This window comes from Sporosarcina sp. P18a, assembly GCF_002743135.1.
In the GTDB taxonomy this organism is placed as follows: domain Bacteria; phylum Bacillota; class Bacilli; order Bacillales_A; family Planococcaceae; genus Sporosarcina.
Genome location: NZ_PDYQ01000004.1, coordinates 49,567 through 72,386, shown reverse-complemented (window position 1 = coordinate 72,386; position 22,820 = coordinate 49,567). Strand labels below are relative to the sequence as shown.

The 22,820-nt window shown below is 41.7% G+C and carries 22 protein-coding genes; 11 read left to right on the top strand and 11 right to left on the bottom strand.

Annotated elements, in window-relative coordinates; genetic code table 11:
- The first annotated feature begins 150 nt into the window (after positions 1-150).
- Positions 151-1,800, top strand: coding sequence for an SLC13 family permease (locus CSV75_RS11920; RefSeq protein WP_099676133.1), 1,650 nt, complete (start codon positions 151-153; stop codon positions 1,798-1,800).
- A gap of 48 nt (positions 1,801-1,848) precedes the next feature.
- Here CSV75_RS11920 and CSV75_RS11915 read toward each other — a convergent pair whose 3' ends face one another.
- Positions 1,849-3,042 carry an MFS transporter gene (locus tag CSV75_RS11915; protein ID WP_099632004.1) on the bottom strand — a complete coding sequence of 398 codons (1,194 nt, stop codon included), beginning with the start codon at positions 3,040-3,042 and terminating at the stop codon, positions 1,849-1,851.
- Between the two features lie 145 nt (positions 3,043-3,187).
- On the opposite strand from CSV75_RS11915, the gene CSV75_RS16655 reads away from it, so the two are divergent.
- Positions 3,188-3,310 carry a hypothetical protein gene (locus tag CSV75_RS16655; RefSeq protein ID WP_255397303.1) on the top strand — a complete coding sequence of 41 codons (123 nt, stop codon included), beginning with the start codon at positions 3,188-3,190 and terminating at the stop codon, positions 3,308-3,310.
- A 294-nt stretch (positions 3,311-3,604) separates the two neighbouring features.
- On the top strand, positions 3,605-3,814 hold the full coding sequence (locus tag CSV75_RS11910) for a CsbD family protein (RefSeq protein ID WP_099676002.1): 210 nt from the start codon (positions 3,605-3,607) through the stop codon (positions 3,812-3,814).
- Between the two features lie 199 nt (positions 3,815-4,013).
- Here the strand turns inward: CSV75_RS11910 and CSV75_RS11905 are convergent, their stop codons facing one another.
- Positions 4,014-4,481: a YflT domain-containing protein gene (locus tag CSV75_RS11905; RefSeq protein ID WP_099676001.1), complete on the bottom strand. Its 468-nt coding sequence runs from the start codon at positions 4,479-4,481 to the stop codon at positions 4,014-4,016.
- Between the two features lie 157 nt (positions 4,482-4,638).
- Here CSV75_RS11905 and CSV75_RS11900 point away from each other — a divergent pair, with 157 nt between their 5' ends.
- From CSV75_RS11900 to CSV75_RS11890, 3 genes are all read left to right on the top strand, one after another.
- Entirely contained in the window at positions 4,639-4,938 is a 300-nt protein-coding gene (locus CSV75_RS11900) for a DUF3243 domain-containing protein (protein ID WP_099632064.1), read from the top strand.
- Between the two features lie 16 nt (positions 4,939-4,954).
- On the top strand, positions 4,955-5,194 hold the full coding sequence (locus tag CSV75_RS11895) for a hypothetical protein (protein WP_099676000.1): 240 nt from the start codon (positions 4,955-4,957) through the stop codon (positions 5,192-5,194).
- 161 nt (positions 5,195-5,355) lie between these two features.
- On the top strand, positions 5,356-6,261 hold the full coding sequence (locus CSV75_RS11890) for an EamA family transporter (RefSeq protein ID WP_099675999.1): 906 nt from the start codon (positions 5,356-5,358) through the stop codon (positions 6,259-6,261).
- Between the two features lie 226 nt (positions 6,262-6,487).
- On the opposite strand, the gene CSV75_RS11885 is transcribed toward CSV75_RS11890, so the two are convergent.
- The 3 genes from CSV75_RS11885 to CSV75_RS11875 form a co-directional block, all read right to left on the bottom strand.
- Positions 6,488-7,117: an alpha/beta hydrolase gene (locus CSV75_RS11885; RefSeq protein WP_099676132.1), complete on the bottom strand. Its 630-nt coding sequence runs from the start codon at positions 7,115-7,117 to the stop codon at positions 6,488-6,490.
- A 189-nt stretch (positions 7,118-7,306) separates the two neighbouring features.
- Complete coding sequence (locus CSV75_RS11880) at positions 7,307-7,984, bottom strand: ABC transporter ATP-binding protein (protein WP_099675998.1); 678 nt, start codon at positions 7,982-7,984, stop codon at positions 7,307-7,309.
- A gap of 1 nt (position 7,985) precedes the next feature.
- Positions 7,986-9,017, bottom strand: coding sequence for an ABC transporter permease (locus CSV75_RS11875; protein ID WP_099675997.1), 1,032 nt, complete (start codon positions 9,015-9,017; stop codon positions 7,986-7,988).
- A gap of 167 nt (positions 9,018-9,184) precedes the next feature.
- On the opposite strand from CSV75_RS11875, the gene CSV75_RS11870 reads away from it, so the two are divergent.
- The 3 genes from CSV75_RS11870 (at position 9,185) to CSV75_RS11860 (ending at position 12,761) form a co-directional block, all read left to right on the top strand.
- The gene (locus CSV75_RS11870) at positions 9,185-10,135 is read left to right on the top strand and encodes an ABC transporter ATP-binding protein (protein WP_099675996.1); all 951 of its coding nucleotides are present in this window, start codon (positions 9,185-9,187) and stop codon (positions 10,133-10,135) included.
- Positions 10,128-11,645 carry an ABC transporter permease/substrate-binding protein gene (locus CSV75_RS11865; RefSeq protein ID WP_099675995.1) on the top strand — a complete coding sequence of 506 codons (1,518 nt, stop codon included), beginning with the start codon at positions 10,128-10,130 and terminating at the stop codon, positions 11,643-11,645. The genes CSV75_RS11870 and CSV75_RS11865 overlap by 8 nt, the downstream gene beginning before the upstream one ends.
- Positions 11,646-12,158: 513 nt before the next feature.
- Entirely contained in the window at positions 12,159-12,761 is a 603-nt protein-coding gene (locus CSV75_RS11860) for a hypothetical protein (protein ID WP_099675994.1), read from the top strand.
- 51 nt (positions 12,762-12,812) lie between these two features.
- Here CSV75_RS11860 and CSV75_RS11855 read toward each other — a convergent pair whose 3' ends face one another.
- The gene (locus tag CSV75_RS11855) at positions 12,813-13,250 is read right to left on the bottom strand and encodes a GatB/YqeY domain-containing protein (RefSeq protein WP_099632016.1); all 438 of its coding nucleotides are present in this window, start codon (positions 13,248-13,250) and stop codon (positions 12,813-12,815) included.
- 201 nt (positions 13,251-13,451) lie between these two features.
- On the opposite strand from CSV75_RS11855, the gene CSV75_RS11850 reads away from it, so the two are divergent.
- Positions 13,452-15,644, top strand: coding sequence for a DNA topoisomerase III (locus tag CSV75_RS11850; RefSeq protein WP_099676131.1), 2,193 nt, complete (start codon positions 13,452-13,454; stop codon positions 15,642-15,644).
- A gap of 272 nt (positions 15,645-15,916) precedes the next feature.
- On the opposite strand, the gene proS is transcribed toward CSV75_RS11850, so the two are convergent.
- From proS to CSV75_RS11825, 5 genes are all read right to left on the bottom strand, one after another.
- A complete protein-coding gene (gene proS, locus CSV75_RS11845) occupies positions 15,917-17,353 on the bottom strand; it encodes a proline--tRNA ligase (RefSeq protein ID WP_099675993.1) in 1,437 nt (478 codons plus the stop codon).
- Between the two features lie 159 nt (positions 17,354-17,512).
- Positions 17,513-18,802, bottom strand: coding sequence for a cation:dicarboxylate symporter family transporter (locus CSV75_RS11840; protein ID WP_099675992.1), 1,290 nt, complete (start codon positions 18,800-18,802; stop codon positions 17,513-17,515).
- 98 nt (positions 18,803-18,900) lie between these two features.
- Positions 18,901-19,776, bottom strand: coding sequence for a response regulator (locus CSV75_RS11835; protein WP_099675991.1), 876 nt, complete (start codon positions 19,774-19,776; stop codon positions 18,901-18,903).
- Positions 19,773-21,047 (bottom strand): sensor histidine kinase, encoded by a 1,275-nt coding sequence (locus CSV75_RS11830; RefSeq protein ID WP_099675990.1) that lies wholly within the window; start codon positions 21,045-21,047, stop codon positions 19,773-19,775. Before CSV75_RS11830 ends, CSV75_RS11835 begins: the two co-directional genes overlap by 4 nt.
- A gap of 155 nt (positions 21,048-21,202) precedes the next feature.
- Positions 21,203-22,108, bottom strand: coding sequence for a DMT family transporter (locus CSV75_RS11825; protein WP_099675989.1), 906 nt, complete (start codon positions 22,106-22,108; stop codon positions 21,203-21,205).
- Between the two features lie 132 nt (positions 22,109-22,240).
- On the opposite strand from CSV75_RS11825, the gene CSV75_RS11820 reads away from it, so the two are divergent.
- Positions 22,241-22,675, top strand: a complete 435-nt coding sequence (locus tag CSV75_RS11820) for a hypothetical protein (protein WP_099675988.1) — start codon at positions 22,241-22,243, stop codon at positions 22,673-22,675.
- Positions 22,676-22,820: the final 145 nt, after the last annotated feature.

The window sequence follows — 22,820 nt, the reverse complement described above, 5'->3', positions numbered from 1 at the left end:
GATTTAAACACTGTATTGCAACAATATTTGTCTAATTATACGAAAAAGTCTTAATTCCTCTTGTTCAAGTTGTATTTAATAGGTAAAATGGTGATGTCTTGGAAGATTGCTACTCTTCAAGAAATACAACGTAGAAATGAAGGGATCTTAATGTTACAACAGACTTGGAATCGTCTTTGGTCGTTACATGATCAAGTGAAAGATGTATTCCGTTTTTTCACTGCGCCTGACTCCTCTGAAATGGTGAGAGGCGGACAAGGCGGAAAGAAGATTGGCGTAAATCATGAAGGGGGAGGTAGAGACTCCCGCAGTTATTCAGCTACACAGCTCATTGGATTGGTGCTTGGTCCATTACTCTTTTCCCTTATTTTACTGTTCTTCAAACCTGCAGATTTATCCGCAGCCGGCGTCGCTATTTTAGCTAGTACGGTATGGATTGCGGTTTGGTGGATTACGGAAGCTATTCCCATTCCGGTCGCTTCCTTGCTACCACTCATATTGTTTCCAATGACAGGCGGATTGGAAATGAAAGACACTGCATCTTCCTATGGAGATGAAACGATTTTCTTATTTATGGGTGGATTTATGATCGCACTCGCGCTTGAGAAGTGGAATTTGCATCGACGAATTGCACTGACTATTATTTCTGCTATCGGAACAAACATGGACAAAATCGTTCTCGGTTTCATGGTAGCTACCGGATTTCTTTCTATGTGGATTTCTAACACTGCCACAGCCATGATGATGGTGCCAATTGGTTTGGCGATCATTACACAAGTAACGATTGCATTAAAGGACGACCCCTCTATCGATACATCAAAAGAAAACTTTGGATTCGGTAAAGCCTTGATGCTTGGTATTGCTTACTCAGCTTCACTAGGCGGGATTGCGACATTGATCGGTACGCCTCCGAATACATTGCTTGCCGGCGCTATCAATAAAATTTACGGCATCGAGTTATCATTTGGTAAATGGATGTTGTTCGGTGTACCGTTTGCTTGGGTATTTATCTTATTGACGTGGTGGTACTTAGTGAAGATCGTCTACAAATCACCAGTCAAAACATTACCTGGCGGACGTGAAGTCATTGATAACGAAAAGAGGTTGCTTGGACGACCTTCAATTGAAGAGATTATGGTCTTCATCGTCTTCGCGCTTGCTGCTTTCTCATGGATTACACGCTCGTTCTTCCTATCGAAATTCATTGACGGCTTAAGTGACGGTGTCATTGCTATTGCTTTTGCGATGATTTTGTTTATCATCCCGTCTGTAAATAAAAAAGGTGATCACTTGCTAGATTGGAACACAGCAGTGAAATTACCTTGGGGTATCTTACTTCTCTTTGGTGGCGGACTAGCTATTGCAGCTGGCTTTGTCAGTAGTGGTCTGTCAGAATGGATCGGTACTCAACTGATTGGGTTGAAAGGTGTTCCTCTCATTGTCATTATTTTGATCGTCACCACATTGGTCATTTTCTTGACGGAAATCACATCGAATACAGCAACAGCTTCTATGATGTATCCAATCATGGCTTCGTTGGCATTGGCACTAAATTTCCATCCGTATGCATTAATGATTGCAGCGGGTGTAGCAGCATCTTGTGCGTTTATGCTACCGGTTGCCACCCCACCGAACGCGGTCGTTTTCGGATCGGGTTATCTACGGATTCCTGATATGGCGAAAGCCGGATTCGTGCTCAATATAGTCGGAGTTGTGCTCGTGACGCTTTGTATTTACTTCTTGCTTCCATTATTATGGGGTATCGATTTACAGACTATTCCGGAAATATTTAAAAACTAAAACAAACCAGCTGCCGGGTATCATTCCAGGCAGCTGGTTTATTATGTACTACGCTTTTAACACGCTACGTCGTAGTCGGATCAACAGTACATAGACAACTGGCACAACCGCTGAAAACACAGCGAGACCCGTCCACCCTGCAAACTGCCAAAGCGGTGTTACTAGCGTACTTCCCGCCGCCATACCAATATAATAAGAAACGAGATACAGGCTTGATGCACTCCCCTTATGATGCGTTGCTTCTTTACTGACAGATGCAGCAGTTAAAGAATGGGCAGAGAAAAAGCCAAGACAGATCACGCAATAACCAATAATAATCAGTGGCAATATAGTTGGAACTGTTAGAAGACAACCGACTGCCAGTAATAGTACGCCAATTAAACGGACAGGATTCATACCTACCTTACTGGCAATCGAGCCAGCCAGCGGTGCACCGATAATTCCAAATGCATAAGCGAAGTAGATATAGGAAACTTCATCAAGCGTCATCGAAAATGGTGAAGTAGTCAAATGAAAAGGTAGAAACGTCCACATGCCGGTAAAGCTCAGCTGGAGTACAATACCAAGCCCAAAGACCATTAGCAAAGCCGGATTCTTCAAATGTACGCCGAAACCTTCCATGTCTTTCTTTATCGACGCCACACTCGGTTCGAAGTAATTGGATTTAGGTAACGTGAATAGTAAGAAGATAAATACCAATACACCTGCGCCCGTTAGAAGTTGTAGGGACAGTTCCCAAGACCAGCGTTCTGCCAAATACCCCGTTACAAAACGACCAAGCATCCCGCCAGTGCCGTTGAATGAAATATACAGAGCAGTCGCCACGCTCACTACCCGCTCATTGATCTCTTCATTGATATAGGCTAGAGCTGCAGCCAATACACCCGCCATCCCAAAGCCCTGTATAAAACGCAATACGAGGATCACCGTAAAAGAATGCGTTAAAAACATAGGAATAAATAAAAGTGCTGTTACTAAAACTGAGATTTTTACAAAAATTGATCTACCTAGCCGGTCAGAGTAAAACCCAAGAATCACCAAACCGAAAATTAGACCTATTGTATTAACAGACATGGCTAAACTGGCAGTGGACACGGAGACATTGAATTGCTTTGTTAAAATAGGTAGCAAAGGCTGTATAGCATACATCGCGGCAAAAATCAGCACTGAAGCAATGCCTAGCCCGATGACAATACGCCAAAATCGAAGCTCGCGAATCGTTGATTTAGCTTGTAAATTCATGACGACACTTCCAGTCCATTAAATGTGAATAATGAAATTATATCACTACACTAAAAGTTTAACAGGAAATTGTAGCAGACAAATTGAAATCCATTGTATATTCTTTCTATAAAGAGCCATCCTACCATTTGGAGGTGTTAGACAAATGAACAAAATGGCGATGACAGCTGTCGGACTTGGTGCACTTTACCTCATGCGAAATAAGCAGTCACGGGAAAAGCTTATGGAGCAAATTAGTAACCTTTCTGGAATGAACAGTACTCCGTAATGCCAGACATTTGTAAACACCCGAAAAGCCGGAGCCTCTAAAGGTTTCCGGCTTTTCACTTGTTTAGTCACAATATATCGTGCAATATCATGCCCCCATTCCGACTGTTCATTCAAAAGTCATCCGTAACTCATACTTTGAATAACTGGTATCTTGTGAAATGAGGTTATGAAATAATCGGTCAGTAGAATGTGGCAGGCACAATCATGTTGAACCGTTCCAACAATACTTCAGATGTTTTCTCTTTTTGAAAGTGGGTATTTATATACTAACAAACGAAATGGAGGAGATAATATGAGTAACAAAGATCACGGTACAGAAGATAAATTAAAAGGTATTGGCAACAAAGTCAAAGGCAGTGTAAAAGACACTGTAGGCGATTTAACAAATAACACTAAAATGCAGGCTGAAGGTAAATGGGATAAGGCAAAAGGTGCCGCACAAGAAAAAATCGGTGAAGCGAAAGAACACTTCAGTGATGATGAGGCACACCCTAGCAAGTAATACGTGCCGTACGAATATAAAAAAGAAGAGGCTGGGACATAACTAATTTAGCTTTGTCCAAAACCGAATGATAAATACGTTTTTATTATCTAAATACAGAAAACCGAAATATTTTAGAATGCCATGTTAGCATTTCTAATAATAGTTCGGCTTTTTTGGTTGCTGAAAACCTTTTGTCCCAGCCCCTTCTTTTTTACAACTAATCTGTACCTATTCTCGGGCTGTTTGGAATCGGGTTCCCCACTCCTTCATTCGGATCACTATCCAGATTTTCACCGCTTTCTGTTAGCTGTCGGGCACTGTCATGAGGATCTACAGATTGGGCTCGTTCTTCGTCTGTTAGTTGATCGACAAACAAAGCCATGCCGCCTTCTTTTAAATCATTATAAAATGTTTTGGATTCTAGTTTCGTAAAACCCATTTTAATGAAAATCGTCAACATTTCATCTTTACTGTTGAATAAGCGGCGCGTATGATCCCAGAGCGACCCTTCCTGGATACCGATTATCTCTATTTCAGAATCACTTTCCAAAATTTTTAGATCATCCCGCACATTGGAAACTACACACATATGATGTTTTTTAAAACCTTTTGCCTCAAGTTCAGTTATTTTATAAAGAACATTATCCACAGAATGAAATGTACCCGCGTATTGTTTATTAGCCATTATTGCACCTCCCTCTCACTATGCTATACTCCTACCCACTGAAGCCTCTTTTCACACATAATTCAAAATACATTACCTATATCTTCACATGCATAGTTCATTACTTCCTGTGCAAGCTAGTTGTATCACAATGAAAAGGAGTGGTTGATTGGTGGATATGAAAAATAAGTTGGAGTCTGAAGTTTCAAACATGGGTAATGAAAAGAAAGATCAGATTTTGCAGAACTTCAATCATTTTAAAGGGTATCTCGCTGATAAGGTAAAAAAAGGTGAAATCCTTGGAATGAATGATGAACAATTGGCGAAAACTACAACATTTATTGCCGATTATTTGTCACGTCATGAAGAACCTCGAAACCGTGAGCAATATTTATTACAAGAACTTTGGGATTCAGGCTCTAAAGAAGAGCAACACTCTTTGGCACATATGCTTCTAAAAATGGTTCGTCAAGCATAATAGGAGGCGATTAGACGTGACGTCAACGAAAAATCTAAGCCCCAAATATCATCCGAACACGTATCGTCTGATTCAGACACATCCTGAAAATCTGCAGACTAACACCGTTAGTTTGTTCGATTTGCATGAAGATATGCAAACAGTCGATTCCATCTCTCTACCCGATCAGCGAAAAGCGCTTATGAAAGAAAAAATCAACCACTCCCCCCGTTTTAGTGGTGGCAGCTTGTCGAATGACTACGGCGCTCCCCACTGATCTACCGATAAAAGCTGTACAGTGAAAATTCCACTGTACAGCTTTTCCCCGTTTATTTGCAGTTATTGTCGCTATTTCCCGGGAAATACGGTTAGTATTGCGCAGTTTGAAAAACCATTTTCATGATATACTATGATCCGATGGAAATGGAGGTTGTACCGATGAAACTGTGGATGTATCCGTTGCTCGTTGTATTTGGGGCTGCATGTTATGGAATTTTATCAACGATTATCAAATTAGCTATTCAAGATGGCTTCACCGCTTCAGAGGCAGTGACGAGCCAATATTATACAGGATTTCTTTTAGCTCTTATTATATTTATTCTAGTTAAACGCGGCTTACCGACAATCCGTGGAAGTTTCCCCGTTCTAATTGCGGGATTATTCACAGCAATTACTGGAACGGTTTATGGGAAAGCCGTTGAATATATGCCTGCTTCCTTAGCAGTCGTATTACTCTTTCAATTTACATGGATCGGCATGCTCTATGAATGTGTATTATCCAAGCGTTTGCCTAAACAATCAGAAGTAGTATCTCTTGTCTTTCTATTCGGTGGAACGATTTTAGCTGCAGGATTGATTGACGTGGATGTAAGCGGGATTCCATGGCAAGGATGGGCATGGGGACTTGCTGCAGCGTTTAGTTTCGCAGCGTTCGTTACAGCGAATCAGAAGCCAGTACCAGGTATGGATGTGGTGACGCGGTTGTTCTTAATGTCGTTTTATGCAGCGATTGCAATCACTTTTTTCCAGTCTCCCGAAATTTTATGGAACGGGATGTTAGGTGATGGATTGTGGATTTATGGCACCATTTTAGGTGTATTTGGCATTGTTCTTCCCATCTTCTTATTTTCTATCGGAGTACCGAAAGTCGGCGCAGGCATGTCTTCTATTTTAAGCGCTGTTGAGTTGCCCGTAGCGATTATAGCTTCGATGTTGTTGCTCGGCGAAAGATTAACGTTATTGCAGTTTCTTGGCATTTTCCTCGTTTTGTTCGGGATGACGTGGCCGGCTATGTTGCAACGGTTTGCGATGAATAGGAAATTGCGGTTAAGACGAGCCGAGTAAACGTAAAATTGATCGGCGTCCGAGACGTACACGCTTCATTTTCGGTCAACTGGTCACTCTTTTCATTAGTAAAATACAAATAAATGATAGATCAAACGAGACCCCACTAATTTAGTGAAGTCTCGTTTGTTTCATATTCCGACCTATCCACTCTACGCAATGAAGTGACGGGGAACGGTAGTTGCATAAGTGGCCAAAACGGTTTGATGTTCAACCGGCCAACTCCTTATAGCGACCGAATAAACGTCGCCAAGTCTTGTTGATTCTCTGGCGTTACGCCATGTCCATCATTATATGTTTTGAACGTAACATCCGCGCCGAGTGATTCAAAGTATTCCTTGCTTTCCACTCCAGATTGGGATGGAATTATATAGTCATAGTCACCATGGGAAATGAATACGTGTTGATTTTCCACGGACTGTATTGCGTATTCACTCTTGACGAAATCAGGTACGTATCCACTAAGTGCCACCACTCCATGGAGTGAAGGTATCAACGTTACACCCAGCGCCTGTGCAAGGGCGGCTCCCTGACTGAAACCGATGACCGTCAAACGCTCAGGATCTAGATCATACTCCTGGATGGCTTCACGAATAAATGATTGGATGTAGACGAGCACTTTATCAAATACTTCACGGACCGGCTTTCCTTCTTCTTCAATTGTGAAAAATGCATAGCCTGGCGCATGAACGACAGGACCCCTCAAACTGAAAATATGATGTGTTTCTTTAAATTCTTGAACTAATTGTGGTAGATCTCCTTCATGACTCCCCATTCCATGAAGTAAAAATAGCGCAGGTTGTTTTTCTTCTGACTTCGCTGGCTTTGTATGTGTAAATGTAAATGGTGATTTCACAGTCATTCTCCCCTTTTCTCTTCTTTAGCCACTAGTTTACCATAGAAGAAAGCGCCTGCCACTATATGTGACAGACGTGTTGAAGAGCTTATTTCTCTTCTGGCTTCGTTCATACTTCGTCCTTGTTGATAATGCTATCTTTAATTGATCACGATGTTCATTAGTCATTGTATCGATAGGTCTACTGTTTTATTCTACTATATAACCATCCCGCATCGTAATAACCCTATCAACATACGGTAGCATCTCTTCGTCATGCGTCACCATCAATGTCGTTAAATTTAATGTACGTGTTAGTTCCCGCAATAATTCCATCACACCTTTTGAGCGTTTCGTATCAAGACTTGCAGTGGGTTCGTCCGCAAACAATATTTTCGGATGATGGATGATCGCACGAGCAATCGCCACACGTTGACGCTCTCCTCCTGATAAAGAAGAAGGATACGCATCTTTGCGGTGCTGCATTTCAACTAACTTTAACATCTTATCTATTGCTTTGGCCTGTTCCTTTTTACTCGTTTTCGTTTCCGCTACGTCAAGCATCAACTGCAGTTGCTCTTCCACCGTCAAAAAAGGAACTAAGTGGGAAGACTGAAAAACAAATCCGAAGTCTGTTGCACGAACATGACGAACCTCTTCCTGACTCATCTTCGTCATGTCATTTCCTTCAAATAATATCTCACCGCCAGAGGCTCTTTGCAAACCTGCAGCAATCGTCAAAATTGTCGATTTCCCAGAACCTGAAGGGCCGATCAACGCGGTAATTTCCCCTTCTTTCAACGACAAATTCACACCTTTTAATATCTCTTCTTCAATTTCTCCATTGGAAAACGTCTTTTTTACTTGATCAATAGTAAAGGCAGACATATTACATCTCTCCTTGTTGAATCGCTTGAAGCGGTTCAATATTTTTCACTTGGATTCCTGAAATGGTCGCACCGATAAAACCGACCGCCATAAATACTGCGGATAGCATCCATACTGTATCCATCGTTAAGTGGAACGGCATGCCTTCAGGGGCAACAAAACTGAATGCTTGGCTGAGCGCAATGGACAATACGAGTGAAATAGCGGTAATGACTAGCATCTGATACCAAATCATCTTGAATAACGAAATCGTCTTCATACCAATCGCTTTCAATATGCCGTACAACCCGATCTTCTGAACATTCATCATATAGAAGAAAATTGCAAACAACATACCACTGATGATGACAAGGAACCAGACAATCATATTCAATGACATCTGCTCTGCACTGTAACTCGGAATTGCATGTAAGAACTCTTTATTCGAAAAAGAATCGAGTGCACTCAGTGTTGGTGCATCTTTTCCCGGAATGAAAATCGTCTGCATTTCCATCACACAGTAGATCTCTTGGTAGTTCGTCATTCCAATGAATGCAACGGGTGCGTGACTGTATTTCTGCTGCTCCACAAATCCTTTTACAATGAATTCTCCACTAAATTGATTGTTAGTTAAGACGTCACCGACTTCAATACCGTCTTCTTTCAAAGAGCTATCCAGAACGATTTCCCCATCTTTGACATTTTCAAATAGCTTTGACTCAGTAGATGCAACGAATGCTACACTATGCTGCTTATCTTCCGCATCGTTGACAAATCCCATTTGAACCGAAAATGCGGTTGCATTAGGATTGTCTATAAGTATTTGCTTTTGAACCTCTTCGTCTATTTTGGAGAGATTATACGTACTATCTGCATCTTTACTTAGATAAAATTGTCCGTCAGGTAAATCTTTTATTAGCGCAGCATTATCCTGAGATAATCCATTTGCTAGTCCTGAAATAATAAACGTCAAGAAGCTGACGAGAAATATAATAGATCCGAGAATCAGAAACTTGGCTTTGCTTTTCTTCATTTCTTTCCATGCGATTTTCATATGAACGCCTCCGTGTTATTCTTTATACTCACATCTTATCTTGTGAAGGTGAACGGAAAATGAACGGCTTATTACAATGCACGAATTTTCATTATTCTTCTCGAAGGGATATAACTTTCTATTCTTTCGACACTATGTGAAAATTATACTAAAAAGGTGGGGTTTCGATGATTCGTTTTGAAGAAGTTTCAAAAAGTTATGATATGTCACGCCTAGTCGTGGAATCGGTGAATTTAGAGATTCAGCGGGGGGAGTTTCTTGTTCTAGTGGGACCAAGTGGTTGCGGAAAGACCACCACGCTTAAGATGATCAACCGACTGATCCCACTTACAAAAGGCACGATTTGGCTCGATGGCAAGCGAATCAGTGATTATTCAATCCATGAGCTTCGTTGGCAAATCGGCTATGTATTACAACAAATCGCTTTATTTCCTCATATGACAATCGAAGAAAACATTGCAATTGTCCCGGAATTGGTCGGCTGGAAAAAGAAAAAAGTTCGCGAACGTGTAACGGAACTACTTGAAATGGTGGGACTGGATCCCAAAGTGTATAGAAAACGTAAACCGAGTGAATTGTCAGGTGGTCAGCAACAGCGAGTAGGCGTTGTGCGCGCACTTGCAGCAGACCCAGATATTCTATTGATGGATGAACCATTTAGCGCACTGGATCCAATTAGTCGTTTGAAACTTCAGGATGATCTACTGGATTTACAGCAACGAATTCATAAAACTATTGTATTCGTCACACATGATTTACAAGAAGCATTTAAATTAGGTGATCGGGTCTGTATCATGAATGAGGGTAAAATCGAGCAAATTGCAACTCCGCAAGAAATTCTTACTAGGCCCGCTTCACCGTTCGTGCGCGAATTTACCGCATCGGCTGCAGCACGCACATTTTCCATTGCGGATCATCTAGAGGAGATTCCTACAAATCTATCGCTGGCTTTCGCGATCCCGATTGACTCAGAATGGGGGCCGCTCTTACAGTTCTTGGCTTCTAATGACCAAGTCGCGATTGAACAAGACGGACACGTTGTTGGAATGGTTACACGAGAAGGAATACTCCACTTTTTGGCGGAGCAGTCACGTAAAGGAGGTATAACGAATGAATAGTTTCCTGGCTGTTCTTCAAAATCGGCGCGGTCAATTACTGGAAGCTCTGATCGAACATATTCAAATCTCATTAATCTCCTTATTAATTGCGGTACTAATTGCTGTTCCACTTGGCATCTATTTGACAAATCGGCGAAAAATGGCGGAATCTGTCATCGGTGCAAGCGCTGTATTGCAGACGATTCCTTCCCTTGCACTTCTCGGTCTATTGATTCCTTTATTCGGTATAGGGAAAATACCCGCAATTATAGCGTTAGTCGTCTATGCGTTGTTGCCCATTTTACGTAATACATACACGGGCATTAAAGAAGTGGATCCTTCACTTAAAGAAGCAGCGACTGCGATGGGAATGAATACCCGAAAAAGGCTGATGAAAGTTGAATTACCGCTCGCAATGCCGATCATCATGGCAGGTATCCGCACTTCGATGGTATTGATTGTCGGAACAGCGACATTAGCGGCTTTGATTGGCGCAGGTGGACTAGGTGATTTGATATTGCTTGGTATTGATCGTAATAATCCATCATTAATCGTCCTAGGCGCTATACCTGCAGCGTTACTAGCACTTTTCTTCGATTACCTATTAAAGATATTTGAAGGTCTTTCGTTTAGAAAAGCTATTACCGCGTTTGTCATTTTCGTTATTGTAGCGGTTCTGATGATTGCAGCTCCATTCATAGGCGGTAACTCCAAACAAGAAATAGTCATTGGTGCCAAACTTGGCGCAGAACCTGAAATTCTTATTAATATGTACAAACTATTGATCGAAGACCAAACGGATCTCTCCGTGGAATTAAAACCAGGGCTCGGTAAAACGTCATTCGTCTTCAATGCACTGAAATCTGGAAGCATCGATTTGTACCCGGAGTTTACAGGTACGGCTATATCCGAGTTTTTGAAGGAAGAAGCCGTCAGCAATGACCGGGACGAAGTCTATGAGCAAGCGCGAAAAGGACTAGACGAACAATTTAATATGACATTCCTGACACCGATGTCCTTCAATAATACGTATACACTCGCTGTCTCCAAAGCATTCCAAGAAGAGTACAGACTTAAAACAATTTCTGATCTAGCCGCAGTTGAACAGGCCGCAAAAGCGGGCTTTACTCTCGAATTTAATGACCGTGAAGATGGATACCTAGGCATTCAAAAGCTTTATGGCATTACGTTCCCTTCCATCCAAACGATGGAACCGAAGCTGCGCTATCAAGCTATAGAGGCAGGCGAAATCAACTTGATGGACGCCTATTCGACAGATAGCGAGCTACGCGAATATGATTTGTCAGTTCTAGAAGACGACAAAGAACTGTTCCCACCGTATCAAGGCGCGCCATTGCTTCGCAAAGAGACGTTGAAGAAGTATCCTGAACTTGAGGAAGCGTTAAATAGCCTAGCCGGAATCGTGACGGACGATGAGATGCGTGAAATGAATTATCAAGTGAACGCGGAAGGTGCTAGTGCGAAAACAGTAGCAGAGGCATTTTTGAAAGAACAGGGTTTGTTGGAGTAGTGCCGAAAGTGCAGCCGTTGTTGTACGTATTGAGCGGTTACAGGGCAAGTATGAGCGCGTGCGGTGCATGATAGTGCGGGTGTGCACGCTGATAGAGCACTTGTACACCGTCTTAGAGCGGTTGATCGAACATTATGATCGCTTATACGGTTTAATGAGCAAAACGGAACAGCCCTCTTCTACTTACCAAGGCATCCAGTAAATTAAAAACAGTCGCTGGCAGAAAAATGCTGGTGACTGTTTTTAGTTTATTTAATTAATCCATCCACGCAACACGTAGGTTGTTGCCCCCATCATAACGCGTGCACGCCCTCGCGTATAAACTTCTCTACCTAACTCGTCAAATTACCACGGCCACTTGACACTCGCAACAATTCATCTCCTCCTTTTTAGTTAACTAGTACATATTTAATAATAATAGATAGGTTTCTTTTACATATTCGGAATGCCCAATGGCTTCAGACAATACTGGAAAATGTTATAATAAAATATATAGATAAGGAGGCATATGCGATGAAAAAATGGATGAGTATAGCTCTCTTAAGTTACATATTATTTCTAAGTGCCTGTGCAGCAACCGATACGAATAAATTGACGATGCCTGAACTTACAGATCGTGAAAAACAAATACTTGAAACAGCTGCCAATACTGCATTTGTCTTTGATTATACTGCCGATCAAAACTATAAAAAGGTAACTTTGTGGGTAGAAAAGTACAAAAAAGGTAAGAAGGTTGCAGAACCAATCAGCGAGTTATCTACTCCACTGCCTGGTGAGTCGACGAAGGGTAGTATCGTTTTGACGGTCACACAAACACTCGAGGAACAATTATTATTCTCCGCAAGTGTTAGTGACGCTAAAGGCTCTGCGAGTGTGAGTAATCAAGAAGAACTTAAGAGTATGGATGACATGGCGACTCTATTTAATACCAATCCACAAGAAGGTTTACTTCTCTCGGATAACATGTTGTTGGCCGGTATCATCTACACATCTACGACAGAGGGTTCACCGACTAGTACGTTATCTAACGATTTTTATGAACAAAAAGAAGGCTACTTGGACGAATTAAAAGAATACGACGTGGTTTACGTATTACGGGCTTCGTTTGAAAAATAAAAGAACTGGATGACAAGTACACGACTTGTCGCCCAGTTCCCGATTGGTAATTCAATTCTGCAAATACTCTTTTACTGCCTGCGAAACAGTCTTTCCTTCTGCACGACCAGCAACTTCCTTCATTACAACGCCGATTGTCTGCCCCATTGATGCATCGGTTGGAATGCCTAATGATGCTATCAATTCTTTTACTTCTTCCACATTCATCTGCTTCGGCAAATACGATTCGACAATCGCGATCTTCGCTTTTTCTGCTTCCACGATGTCTTCGCGATTGGCTTTTTGACCTTCTTCAAGCGATTGTTTGGTTTGCTTGAGCTCACGCTGAACGATTTTGATTTCTTCTTCGATCGTCAGTTCACGCTTTAGATCTAGTGATTCATTCTGTAGACCTGCTCTCAATAAATTGATGACACCTTTCTTCATTGTGTCTTTTTCCTTCATTGCTGTCCTTATATCGGCCATTAAACGATCTCTTAGTTCTGACATTGAAATCCCTCGTTTCTATAGTGTTACTTACAGTATACAAAATAATCCTGCGTTCAGTCTTGTATTGTCACTCCGCCTTAATTGACGAAAGTAGCGGTCTGGTTTACACTTTTTAGTAAGTAACTTCTTCATTTAGCGTAAGGCCATAAACCTTATCTATTGGAGGAGTTTTTCGACATGTATAAAAAAGGAGTTCATTATATGAAAAAAAGTGTAGTACTCGCGGAAAAGCCTTCCGTGGCGAGGGATATTGCCCGCGTGCTGAACTGCAATAAAAAAGGTAACGGCTATTTAGAAGGCGATAAATATATCGTGACATGGGCTCTTGGACACTTGGTGACACTCGCTGATCCAGAAAATTATGATACGAAATTCAAGACGTGGAAACTAGATGATCTACCGATGATGCCCAAGGACTTGAAACTTACCGTCATTAAACAAACGAGCAGACAATATAATGCCGTAAAAGCACAACTACTTCGCACGGACGTTTCAGATATCATTATCGGGACAGATGCTGGACGTGAAGGAGAATTAGTCGCACGTTGGATTATTGAAAAAGCGAAAGTTAAGAAGCCGATTAAACGTCTATGGATTTCATCCGTAACGGACAAAGCAATTAAAGATGGTTTCGCTCAGTTAAAACCTGGTACAGCTTATGAAAATTTATTTGAAGCTGCAGTCGCCCGCTCTGAAGCTGATTGGTATATCGGTCTCAATGCCACGCGCGCACTGACAACCAAATTCAACGCACAACTGAATTGCGGACGTGTGCAGACGCCTGTCGTTGCAATTATTGCACAGCGTGAAGAGGAAATTAACACCTTCCGTCCTAAAACTTTTTACGGCATCGAAGCACAGTCTGACTCTAAATTAAAACTGACATGGCAGGATGCAAAAACAGGCGATACCCGATCATTTGACCGTGATAAACTATCTGCCATCGTCCAAAAAGTGGATGGCAAACAAGCTGTAATTGAAAATGTCGAGAAGAAAGCGAAAAAGACATTCTCACCAGGTCTATACGATTTAACTGAATTACAGCGTGATGCCAACAAAATGTTTGGCTACTCGGCAAAAGATACACTAAACATCATGCAGAAATTATATGAACAACATAAAATACTTACCTATCCACGCACCGACTCTCGCTTCCTTTCAAGCGATCTCGTTGCAACACTTCCCGAGCGCTTGAAAACTGTCGGTATAGGCGAATATCGTGCACTTGCGAATAAAATATTGAAGAAACCGCTGAAGACGAGTAAGTCCTTTGTTGACGATAGCAAAGTATCCGATCACCACGCAATCATTCCGACAGAAGAAATCGTATTACTCGACAAATTGTCCGATCGCGAACGGAAAATCTATGATCTGGTTGTTAAGCGATTCTTAGCCGTTCTGTTCCCAGCACATGAATACGAACAACTAACGGTTCATGCAAAAATTGCAGACGAACGATTCACAGCACGCGGAAAAACCATTTTGGCCGCTGGTTGGAAAGAAGTTTATAATAACCAATTCGATGAAGAAGAAACTGAACAGGACACAAAAGAACAATTATTACCTAAGCTCGTAGCAGGCGATAAGCTAGACATCAAACTTATCAAAGAAACTTCTGGACAAACGAAGCCCCCTGCCCGATTCAATGAAGCTACATTATTATCTGCAATGGAAAATCCAACGAAATATATAGGTACACAGGATAAGAAACTTGCTGATACATTGAAATCCACAGGCGGACTAGGAACCGTGGCAACGCGTGCTGATATTATCGATAAGCTCTTTAACTCATTCCTGATCGAAAAACGCGGAAAAGACATCCACGTCACGAACAAAGGAAAACAGTTGCTCGAATTAGTACCGGATGAATTGAAATCTCCTTTGCTGACAGCGGAGTGGGAATTGAAACTAGAGAAGATTGCAAAAGGTCAGCTGAAAAAAGAAGATTTCATTAATGAAATGAAGGGCTATACGAAGGAAATTGTTTCAGAGATTAAAGCGAGCGAAGCGAAGTTTAAGCACGATAATATTTCTACGAAAACATGTCCAGACTGCGGCAAGCCGATGCTTGAAGTAAATGGCAAGCACGGCAAGATGCTCGTTTGTCAGGATCGTGAGTGTGGTCACCGTAAAAACGTCTCCCGTGTCACGAACGCACGCTGTCCACAATGTAAAAAGAAAATGGAGCTACGAGGCGAAGGCGACGGACAGATCTTTACATGTAAGTGTGGTTATCGTGAAAAGCTTTCTACGTTTAAAGCGCGACGTGAGAAGAATTCAAAAGGTAAGGTCAATAAGCGCGATGTGCAGAAGTATTTAAAGAAAAACAATGATGATGAGCCTGTCAATAATCCATTTGCAGATGCTTTGAAAGGGTTAAAGCTGGACGACTAACTCCAGAAAGAATGGCTGATATTTGTGTTGGGGTAGGAATTGGCGCTTCGGATGGGCCGCGATGAGCTAACCAGTTCGACTAGTGCAAAGATACGCTCCTAACGCTTCGCTTTTATTGCTAGTATTTGAGTAAGCCACGCCCTCCGGAAAGCGTCCCCAGCTGGAGCTTCCATCCCATCAAACTCACAAATTCACTCTCTACAGCATTTAAACTAAACATCACTAAAAAAGCTGTCCCACAAAACTTCGTGGGACAGCTTTTAATTTCTCTATTAGTAAGCTCTTGCAAACCAAACCGTATGCTTCGACTCATTTCCACAATTAATACAAGTGGATTTCTCTGCCGGTGGGTTGAATGGAATATTACGTGTTGTAAACTTCGTTTCATCTTTGACATGTTCTTCACATGCGTCATCTCCACACCAGCCTGCAAGGATCCAGCCTGGAGTTACTTCGTTTGTCGCACTATCTTCAATATGCTTCTGCAACTCATCCAGCGTATCGATGTTCGTATGGGAATGTTCGTCACGGAACGTACGAGCATTTTCAAGCAATCGCTTCTGCATCGTCTGTAGTTCTTGCTCGATGCTCGCTACAGCTTCAGTCAGGTCAACTGCTACTTTCTCGCCGCCGTCACGCGCTTTCATTAATGCTTGATTGTTATCAAGATCACGTGGTCCTAGTTCTAGACGTACTGGAACACCTTTTAATTCATATTCATTAAACTTGAAACCTGGAGACTGGTCAGAATCGTCTAAACGAACACGAATGCCTTTAGATTTCAATTCAGCGTAGATTTCGTCTAGCTTTTCCATGATGGCAGGATTCTTCTTCCAAGGACCCACTGGGATCAGCACGACTTGTGTCGGTGCAATGCGCGGAGGTAATACAAGACCTTGCTCGTCACCATGTACCATGATAACAGAACCGATCAAGCGTGTGGATGTCCCCCACGATGTCGTATGCACGAACTGATGCTTATTTTCTTTTGTTAAGTATTTGATATCAAATGCTTCCGCAAACTTTGTTCCGAGGTAATGTGAAGTTCCGGCTTGTACTGCTTTACCATCTTTCATCATCGCTTCAATCGAGAATGTATCAATAGCACCCGCAAAACGCTCCGATGGTGTTTTCTGACCGTCATATACAGGAATTGCAAGTAGGTCTTCTACAACATCTTTGTAGATTTCCAACATTTGCATCGTCTCATGGCGCGCTTCTTCTTCATCTACGTGTGCAGTATGTCCTTCTTGCCATAAAAATTCTGATGTCCGAATGAATGGTAACGTCTTTTTCTCCCAGCGGAATACGTTTGCCCACTGGTTGATCAATACAGGAAGATCACGATAGCTCTTGATCCAGTCGGAATACAAATGACCAATCATCGTTTCAGACGTCGGACGTAGCGCTAAACGTTCTTCCAATTTCTCGCCCGCAGCTTCTGTTACCCATGGCAATTCTGGAGAAAACCCTTCGATATGATCTTTTTCTTTTTCGAAAAACGACTCCGGAATTAGCATGGGAAAATATGCATTACGGTGACCCGTTTCTTTAAAACGACGATTCATTTCATCTTGAATATGCTCCCAAATTTCATAGCCGTCTGGTTTAAATGCGATACATCCACGCACTGGTGTATAATCCATTAAATCCGCTTTCTGGATTGTGTCGATATACCATTTTGTAAAATCATTTTGCTGATTGCTCATTACTTCATTTCCTCCTTAGTAAAAACCGCACTCTTGTTATTTCATACTGTTAATCATATAACAAATCAAGCATTCCTACAATTGAATGCCGTCATAATGCTTGTCCGACATCATAAACACCACAAAAAAACTGCCCTCACTCATGAGGACAGCCTTCGATTAAACTAATTTCTCTTCTGCAAAGACAAATTTTGGTTCGCGTTCTACCTTCTCAGTTTCTTCACCAAAGCGACCTTCCCACTTCGACAATACAACTGTTGCAAGTGCGTTTCCGACTACGTTTACTACTGTTCGTGCCATATCTAGCAAACGGTCGATACCCGCGATGAACGCCAATCCTTCAAGCGGAATGCCTACTGTTCCAAGCGTTGCAAGTAACACGACGAAAGAAACGCCAGGTACGCCCGCAATTCCTTTAGACGTAATCATCAACACCAAAACCAATGTGATTTGTTCCGTAATACTCAACTGAATTCCATACATTTGTGCAATAAACATTGCCGCCAATGCCTGATAAAGTGTAGATCCGTCTAGGTTAAACGAATAGCCGGTCGGCACCACGAAAGATACGATATCTTTTGGACAACCGAACTTTTGCATTTTCTCCATCACTTTCGGTAACACGGTTTCCGAACTGGACGTAGAAAACGCTAGAATTAACTCGTCCTTTAGGATTTTCATGAGGTGGAAGATGTTCACGCCGACTATCTTCGCGATTCCACCTAACACGACGATGATGAAGAATATCATCGTTGCATATACAAGAACCATTAATTTACCCATCGGAATGAGTGATTCCAAACCGAATTTGGATACGGTTACACCAATTAACGCGAATACACCAAATGGTGCAAATTTCATAATCATATTCGTTACCCAGAACATCGCGTCCGCGACCCCTTGGAAAACATCCAGTACCGGTTTGCCGCGCTCTCCGATTGCCGCGACGCCTAATCCAAATAATACAGAGAAGAAAATGATTGGCAACATATCACCATTCGCCATCGAGTCTACGATATTACTTGGTACGATGCCAACCAACACATCCATGAAGCCGCCATTCTGCACTTCTTCCGTTGTTTGAACATATTGCGAAATGTCACCTTTCTCAAGAGAAGACATATCAATGCCGTCACCCGGTTTGAAAATATTCGCTGACATAAGACCAACAATAATCGCAATCGTTGTAACAATTTCAAAATATAAAAGCGTTTTACCGCCAAGTTTTCCTAATTTCTTAATATCACCTGTACCTGCTACTCCAATTACCAACGTTGAAATAATAATAGGTACTACGATCATTTTAATCATATTGATGAACATCGTGCCGATTGGTTGTAAATATCTTTCTACGCTAGGATTACCGTAGAAGATTGCACCGACTGCAATACCTAAAACCAATCCAATCAATATTTGGTAAGCTAAAGACAATTTAAATATCTTTCTCATCGATAATCCCCCTTTAACGTTCTCTGAAAACGCTTTCTTTCAGTAACTTATTCATATCTTACGGGGGGCCTACAAAATTCTACGGCATCCTACAAAAACTATTTTCGTTTATCTACCGTCTCCATATATAAAACATGCAAAAACTTCTTACTGTTCACTTTGATAGGCTTATTATCGAAAGTTTCTTCTTGAATCTGTTTCATTCGCAGGCTTATCTCTTGGAAATCAAAAAAGCGCGGTGCATAGTATTCAAATTCATCGATTGTATAATCCACTGCGCCAAGTGATGCTAAGTGTTCCATTGCAGTAAGGATCGCCCGACGAATTCTTTGTTCCATTGCCTTACTTTCCTTTTGGATGTCTTGATCAGGTACACCTAGTTTAGTTAGGGCATCTTCATATAATCCTTTTAAAGGCGGTAGCTGAATAGCTCGTTGTTCAGTCAAGACTTCCATGATCGCTATGATGTCGCGGCTCGCGCTGTCACTGTAGATTCCCATATCGTGTAACTTTTTCAGTACAATATCTTTTACCGGTTGCTGTACTTTTGGCTGCTCGACGGAAGCGAATTGTGCCAATGATTCCCGAATCGTGAGTAAGGAGTTTTTCAGGCGGAGCTGTTCTGCTGTACGTCGCACTATACTTTGGACTTCTATTTGATTGATTGGTTTATGTATGAAGAACTCTACCCCGACTTGATAAGCTTCTCCAACCATTTCTTTATTGACGACTTGGCTCAACATAATGAATTGGCCGCTGTAGCCTTCTGTTTTCAATTGTTGAATCGTTTCAATTCCGTCAAGTTCCGGCATTAATAAATCAATCAATACAACGTCTGGAGCCAAGGATAAGATTTGAGGAATAGCTTTTACTCCGCTATCCGCCTCTCCAATTACCATCTCTTCCGCCTCAGTCAAGATGTTTTTCAGCATCACACGGCTTGCTTTGTCATCATCTACGATAAAATATCTCATGTTTCTATCTCCTTCATGATGGATTTCATAGGGATTTTCACGGTTACGATCAGACCTTTATCCAGACGTTCTACAACAATCGTACCTTGCATCGCGTCAATAATAGTGGAAACATGCGATAACCCGATACCTGTTGCTGCCGTTCCTTGATCCGTAAATTTCGTTGTATAACCCGGTTCAAAAATTACGTCTTCATGCTCAATAGGAATCCCTTTTCCTGTATCGCGTACACTAAAACACACCCATTCCTCATCACTGTCAATTGTAATGAATATATGGCCTTTCTCTTCAATCGCTTCTACCGCATTCGCTGTCAAATTGTTCAACACGGCAAGTAAAGGTACGTGCTGACCCGTTTGGAAGTCCACGTGAATTGTAGTTTCCAATACACATTCCTTACCAATCATTTCACTATATTTTTCATTCGCAGTGACGACCATGTCGAGTAAATCAGATAAGTAAAATGCCTCTATCTGTTGCCGAGTTGTCCACTTTGACAATCCTGCTAAAATACGCTGGGAATCTTTTTTCACTTCGTGGATCTCCTGCGCGATGTGTAACGCCTGGCTGCTAAGCTCCTTTTGATTCTCTTTTTTGAGCTTGCGGTATAAGTCATGGCTTGACGCGGTGATTTGTTCTATATGATTCATGGATTTTTGCAAATACAACGCTTCCGCATATAGTTCCGAACCTACTCCGAGCATCTCTTCTACACGCTGCTTCTCTTTTGATATTGCCACGGAACTATATAACCCCACTGTGAAGAAACTACGTAATAACGCGACGCCTACGAGTATTCCCCATTCTTTACTATTAAGTAGTGAACTATGCAGCCACCAGTTACGCAGTGCATGCTCAGACGTGTTGCTAATTACTTCAAATAGGAAGGCCAACGCACCAAGTCGAAGTGGGAAAGATTTATACTTTTCAAGTCCAACAAAGTGCCAGCCGACCGCGATGATAAAGTAAAATAAAAAAACCGGTACATGCATCTGTAAACTTTCAAATAAAGCAGCACCCAGCCATAGTTCTTTCGTTACGCGAAATACAACTACGGTAACTGCTGTAACAAATCCTGTGCGCAAAATAGAAACAGGTGGATAGATCAGAATCAGTAAAAAGAATAAAATACCGCCAAGCGCAAAACGAAATATTTCTCCGTCAAACGGCATCACTTTCAATTCACCGGTAAGGGCTGTCACGATTGCAATAAACACCATTCTGGCCGCTTCCGATTGATAGAATTGACGCCACATTAATTTTATATTCATAAGTCTCTACTCCTAATAAAATAAGTAATTGTACACGTATTATAGCAACCCAAAAACCAATGTACAGTTTTGGAATTTAACGGTATGGGTACAGTTAGATAGCCATTTATTATAGTTATATATCGAATGGCTGAAAATAGTATCAAATCTATTCATTATCCTTTATTACTTATATCCATCAGTGTAACAGGAACCTTCTTGCGGTAATTGACGAAGCAGATACTGACAACGACAAGCAACAAGCCTACCCACAACGTATGCGTCATTGGCTCTCTGACAAATACTGTGCTGATCAACACAGAAATTACGGGAACTAAAAAGGTAAAAACAGCCACCTTACTTGCCTCTCCCGCACGAATGAGTGAATAATAAATGATGTACGCAACCGGGATACCCATCGTTGCACCGAATCCGAGTCCGAAAATATACATAGGATGCCACTCTATTGCAGACCAGCTCTCTGTAGCGGCACTGACTATTAGCAGCACGACACCCCCTATAGTAAATTGCATCGCTACCATCCAGTACGCATCAATTTCCTCACTTACTTTTTTCACATAGGCAACTCCAATTGCCCAAAAGAAAGCGGTCAATACACCTAGTATCACACCGAGCAACGAAATCTGGTTACTGAAATGTTCAACACTAACTACAACTATTCCGATGAATCCAATCAACAGGCCGGTTACTTTAATTGCCGTCATACTTTCACCCAACCACATCCAGGCAAATAGACCAAGAAGAACAGGCTGGAAATATACAAGTACAGAGAATAACCCGCCCGGCAAATAGTGCAGCCCAATTGTATGTAATCCGAAAAATAGGACGGTATTGAAAAGAGCCGATATACAATACTTCCGCCAATGTTGACACCATTGCAACCTGTCACGCAGTTTTATAATTAACAGTGCAATCAAACAACCACCAAGCAATGCGCGCATTCCCGAGAATACTAGTGGTGGTGCATACACAATCGATAGTTTGTAAATTGGCCAACTGACACCCCAAATCCCTACTAAAATCACCAACGCCAAGGAAGATTTCGTGAATAGCTTGTTCACTCCCCCATCCTTTCCATTGTAATTACCATTTTGATATAGTCTATTCCTGCTATCTTTTTTATGACTACAATCGAAGACAAAGGTTTTCTTTTTTACAAAAGTTCCTTATGATTACTAATGGAGGCGATTTACTTGAAAAAGCTATTCGCAATAATGATAACTACTGCTGTTCTAGCAGCTTGTAGCAATGATGAACCAAAAGATCCGATTGAATCAACAGAACCAGTTGAAGAGACAGTACCGAGAGAACAAGCAGGCGACGAAGTAGAAAAAGGGCTAAAAGCAGATACAATAGAGCATAAATACGTTGCGTTTGCTGATGACCAAGTACCTGTCAATTCCAAAGTAAAGTTTCTTGGAACTGTGACGGCTGTTAACGAAGGAACATTAACTGTGCAAAGCAACGCTGATGAATCCTCGGATGAAATCGTATATGTGAATGATATTCGACTTGGAGAACGTATGGATATTTTGGAAGGCTCTGAAGTTTCCGTTTACGGTACGTATGTAGGGAAAAATGATGAAGATATACCGGTTATTAAAGGAATTTTCATTGATGTGGACTAAAAACTATAAAGAAGTCATTTGATGAGGCTGGGACATAACTAAAAAACAGTCCGTTCCCCTACGCTACAAAAGGCGCGCTTGAGCCTCCTCGTCGCTGGCGCTCCTGTGGGGTCTCAACATTCGCACTGAATCCCGCAGGAGTCGT

Coding starts and splice junctions, on each gene's coding strand:
- CSV75_RS11920 (WP_099676133.1), top strand. CDS start 151: ATGTTACAACAGACTTGGAATCGTCTTTGGTCGTTACATGATCAAGTG.
- CSV75_RS11915 (WP_099632004.1), bottom strand. CDS start 3,042: ATGAATTTACAAGCTAAATCAACGATTCGCGAGCTTCGATTTTGGCGT.
- CSV75_RS16655 (WP_255397303.1), top strand. CDS start 3,188: ATGAACAAAATGGCGATGACAGCTGTCGGACTTGGTGCACTTTACCTC.
- CSV75_RS11910 (WP_099676002.1), top strand. CDS start 3,605: ATGAGTAACAAAGATCACGGTACAGAAGATAAATTAAAAGGTATTGGC.
- CSV75_RS11905 (WP_099676001.1), bottom strand. CDS start 4,481: ATGGCTAATAAACAATACGCGGGTACATTTCATTCTGTGGATAATGTT.
- CSV75_RS11900 (WP_099632064.1), top strand. CDS start 4,639: ATGAAAAATAAGTTGGAGTCTGAAGTTTCAAACATGGGTAATGAAAAG.
- CSV75_RS11890 (WP_099675999.1), top strand. CDS start 5,356: ATGAAACTGTGGATGTATCCGTTGCTCGTTGTATTTGGGGCTGCATGT.
- CSV75_RS11880 (WP_099675998.1), bottom strand. CDS start 7,984: ATGTCTGCCTTTACTATTGATCAAGTAAAAAAGACGTTTTCCAATGGA.
- CSV75_RS11875 (WP_099675997.1), bottom strand. CDS start 9,017: ATGAAAATCGCATGGAAAGAAATGAAGAAAAGCAAAGCCAAGTTTCTG.
- CSV75_RS11870 (WP_099675996.1), top strand. CDS start 9,185: ATGATTCGTTTTGAAGAAGTTTCAAAAAGTTATGATATGTCACGCCTA.
- CSV75_RS11865 (WP_099675995.1), top strand. CDS start 10,128: ATGAATAGTTTCCTGGCTGTTCTTCAAAATCGGCGCGGTCAATTACTG.
- CSV75_RS11860 (WP_099675994.1), top strand. CDS start 12,159: ATGAAAAAATGGATGAGTATAGCTCTCTTAAGTTACATATTATTTCTA.
- CSV75_RS11855 (WP_099632016.1), bottom strand. CDS start 13,250: ATGTCAGAACTAAGAGATCGTTTAATGGCCGATATAAGGACAGCAATG.
- CSV75_RS11850 (WP_099676131.1), top strand. CDS start 13,452: ATGAAAAAAAGTGTAGTACTCGCGGAAAAGCCTTCCGTGGCGAGGGAT.
- proS (WP_099675993.1), bottom strand. CDS start 17,353: ATGAGCAATCAGCAAAATGATTTTACAAAATGGTATATCGACACAATC.
- CSV75_RS11840 (WP_099675992.1), bottom strand. CDS start 18,802: ATGAGAAAGATATTTAAATTGTCTTTAGCTTACCAAATATTGATTGGA.
- CSV75_RS11835 (WP_099675991.1), bottom strand. CDS start 19,776: ATGAGATATTTTATCGTAGATGATGACAAAGCAAGCCGTGTGATGCTG.
- CSV75_RS11830 (WP_099675990.1), bottom strand. CDS start 21,047: ATGAATATAAAATTAATGTGGCGTCAATTCTATCAATCGGAAGCGGCC.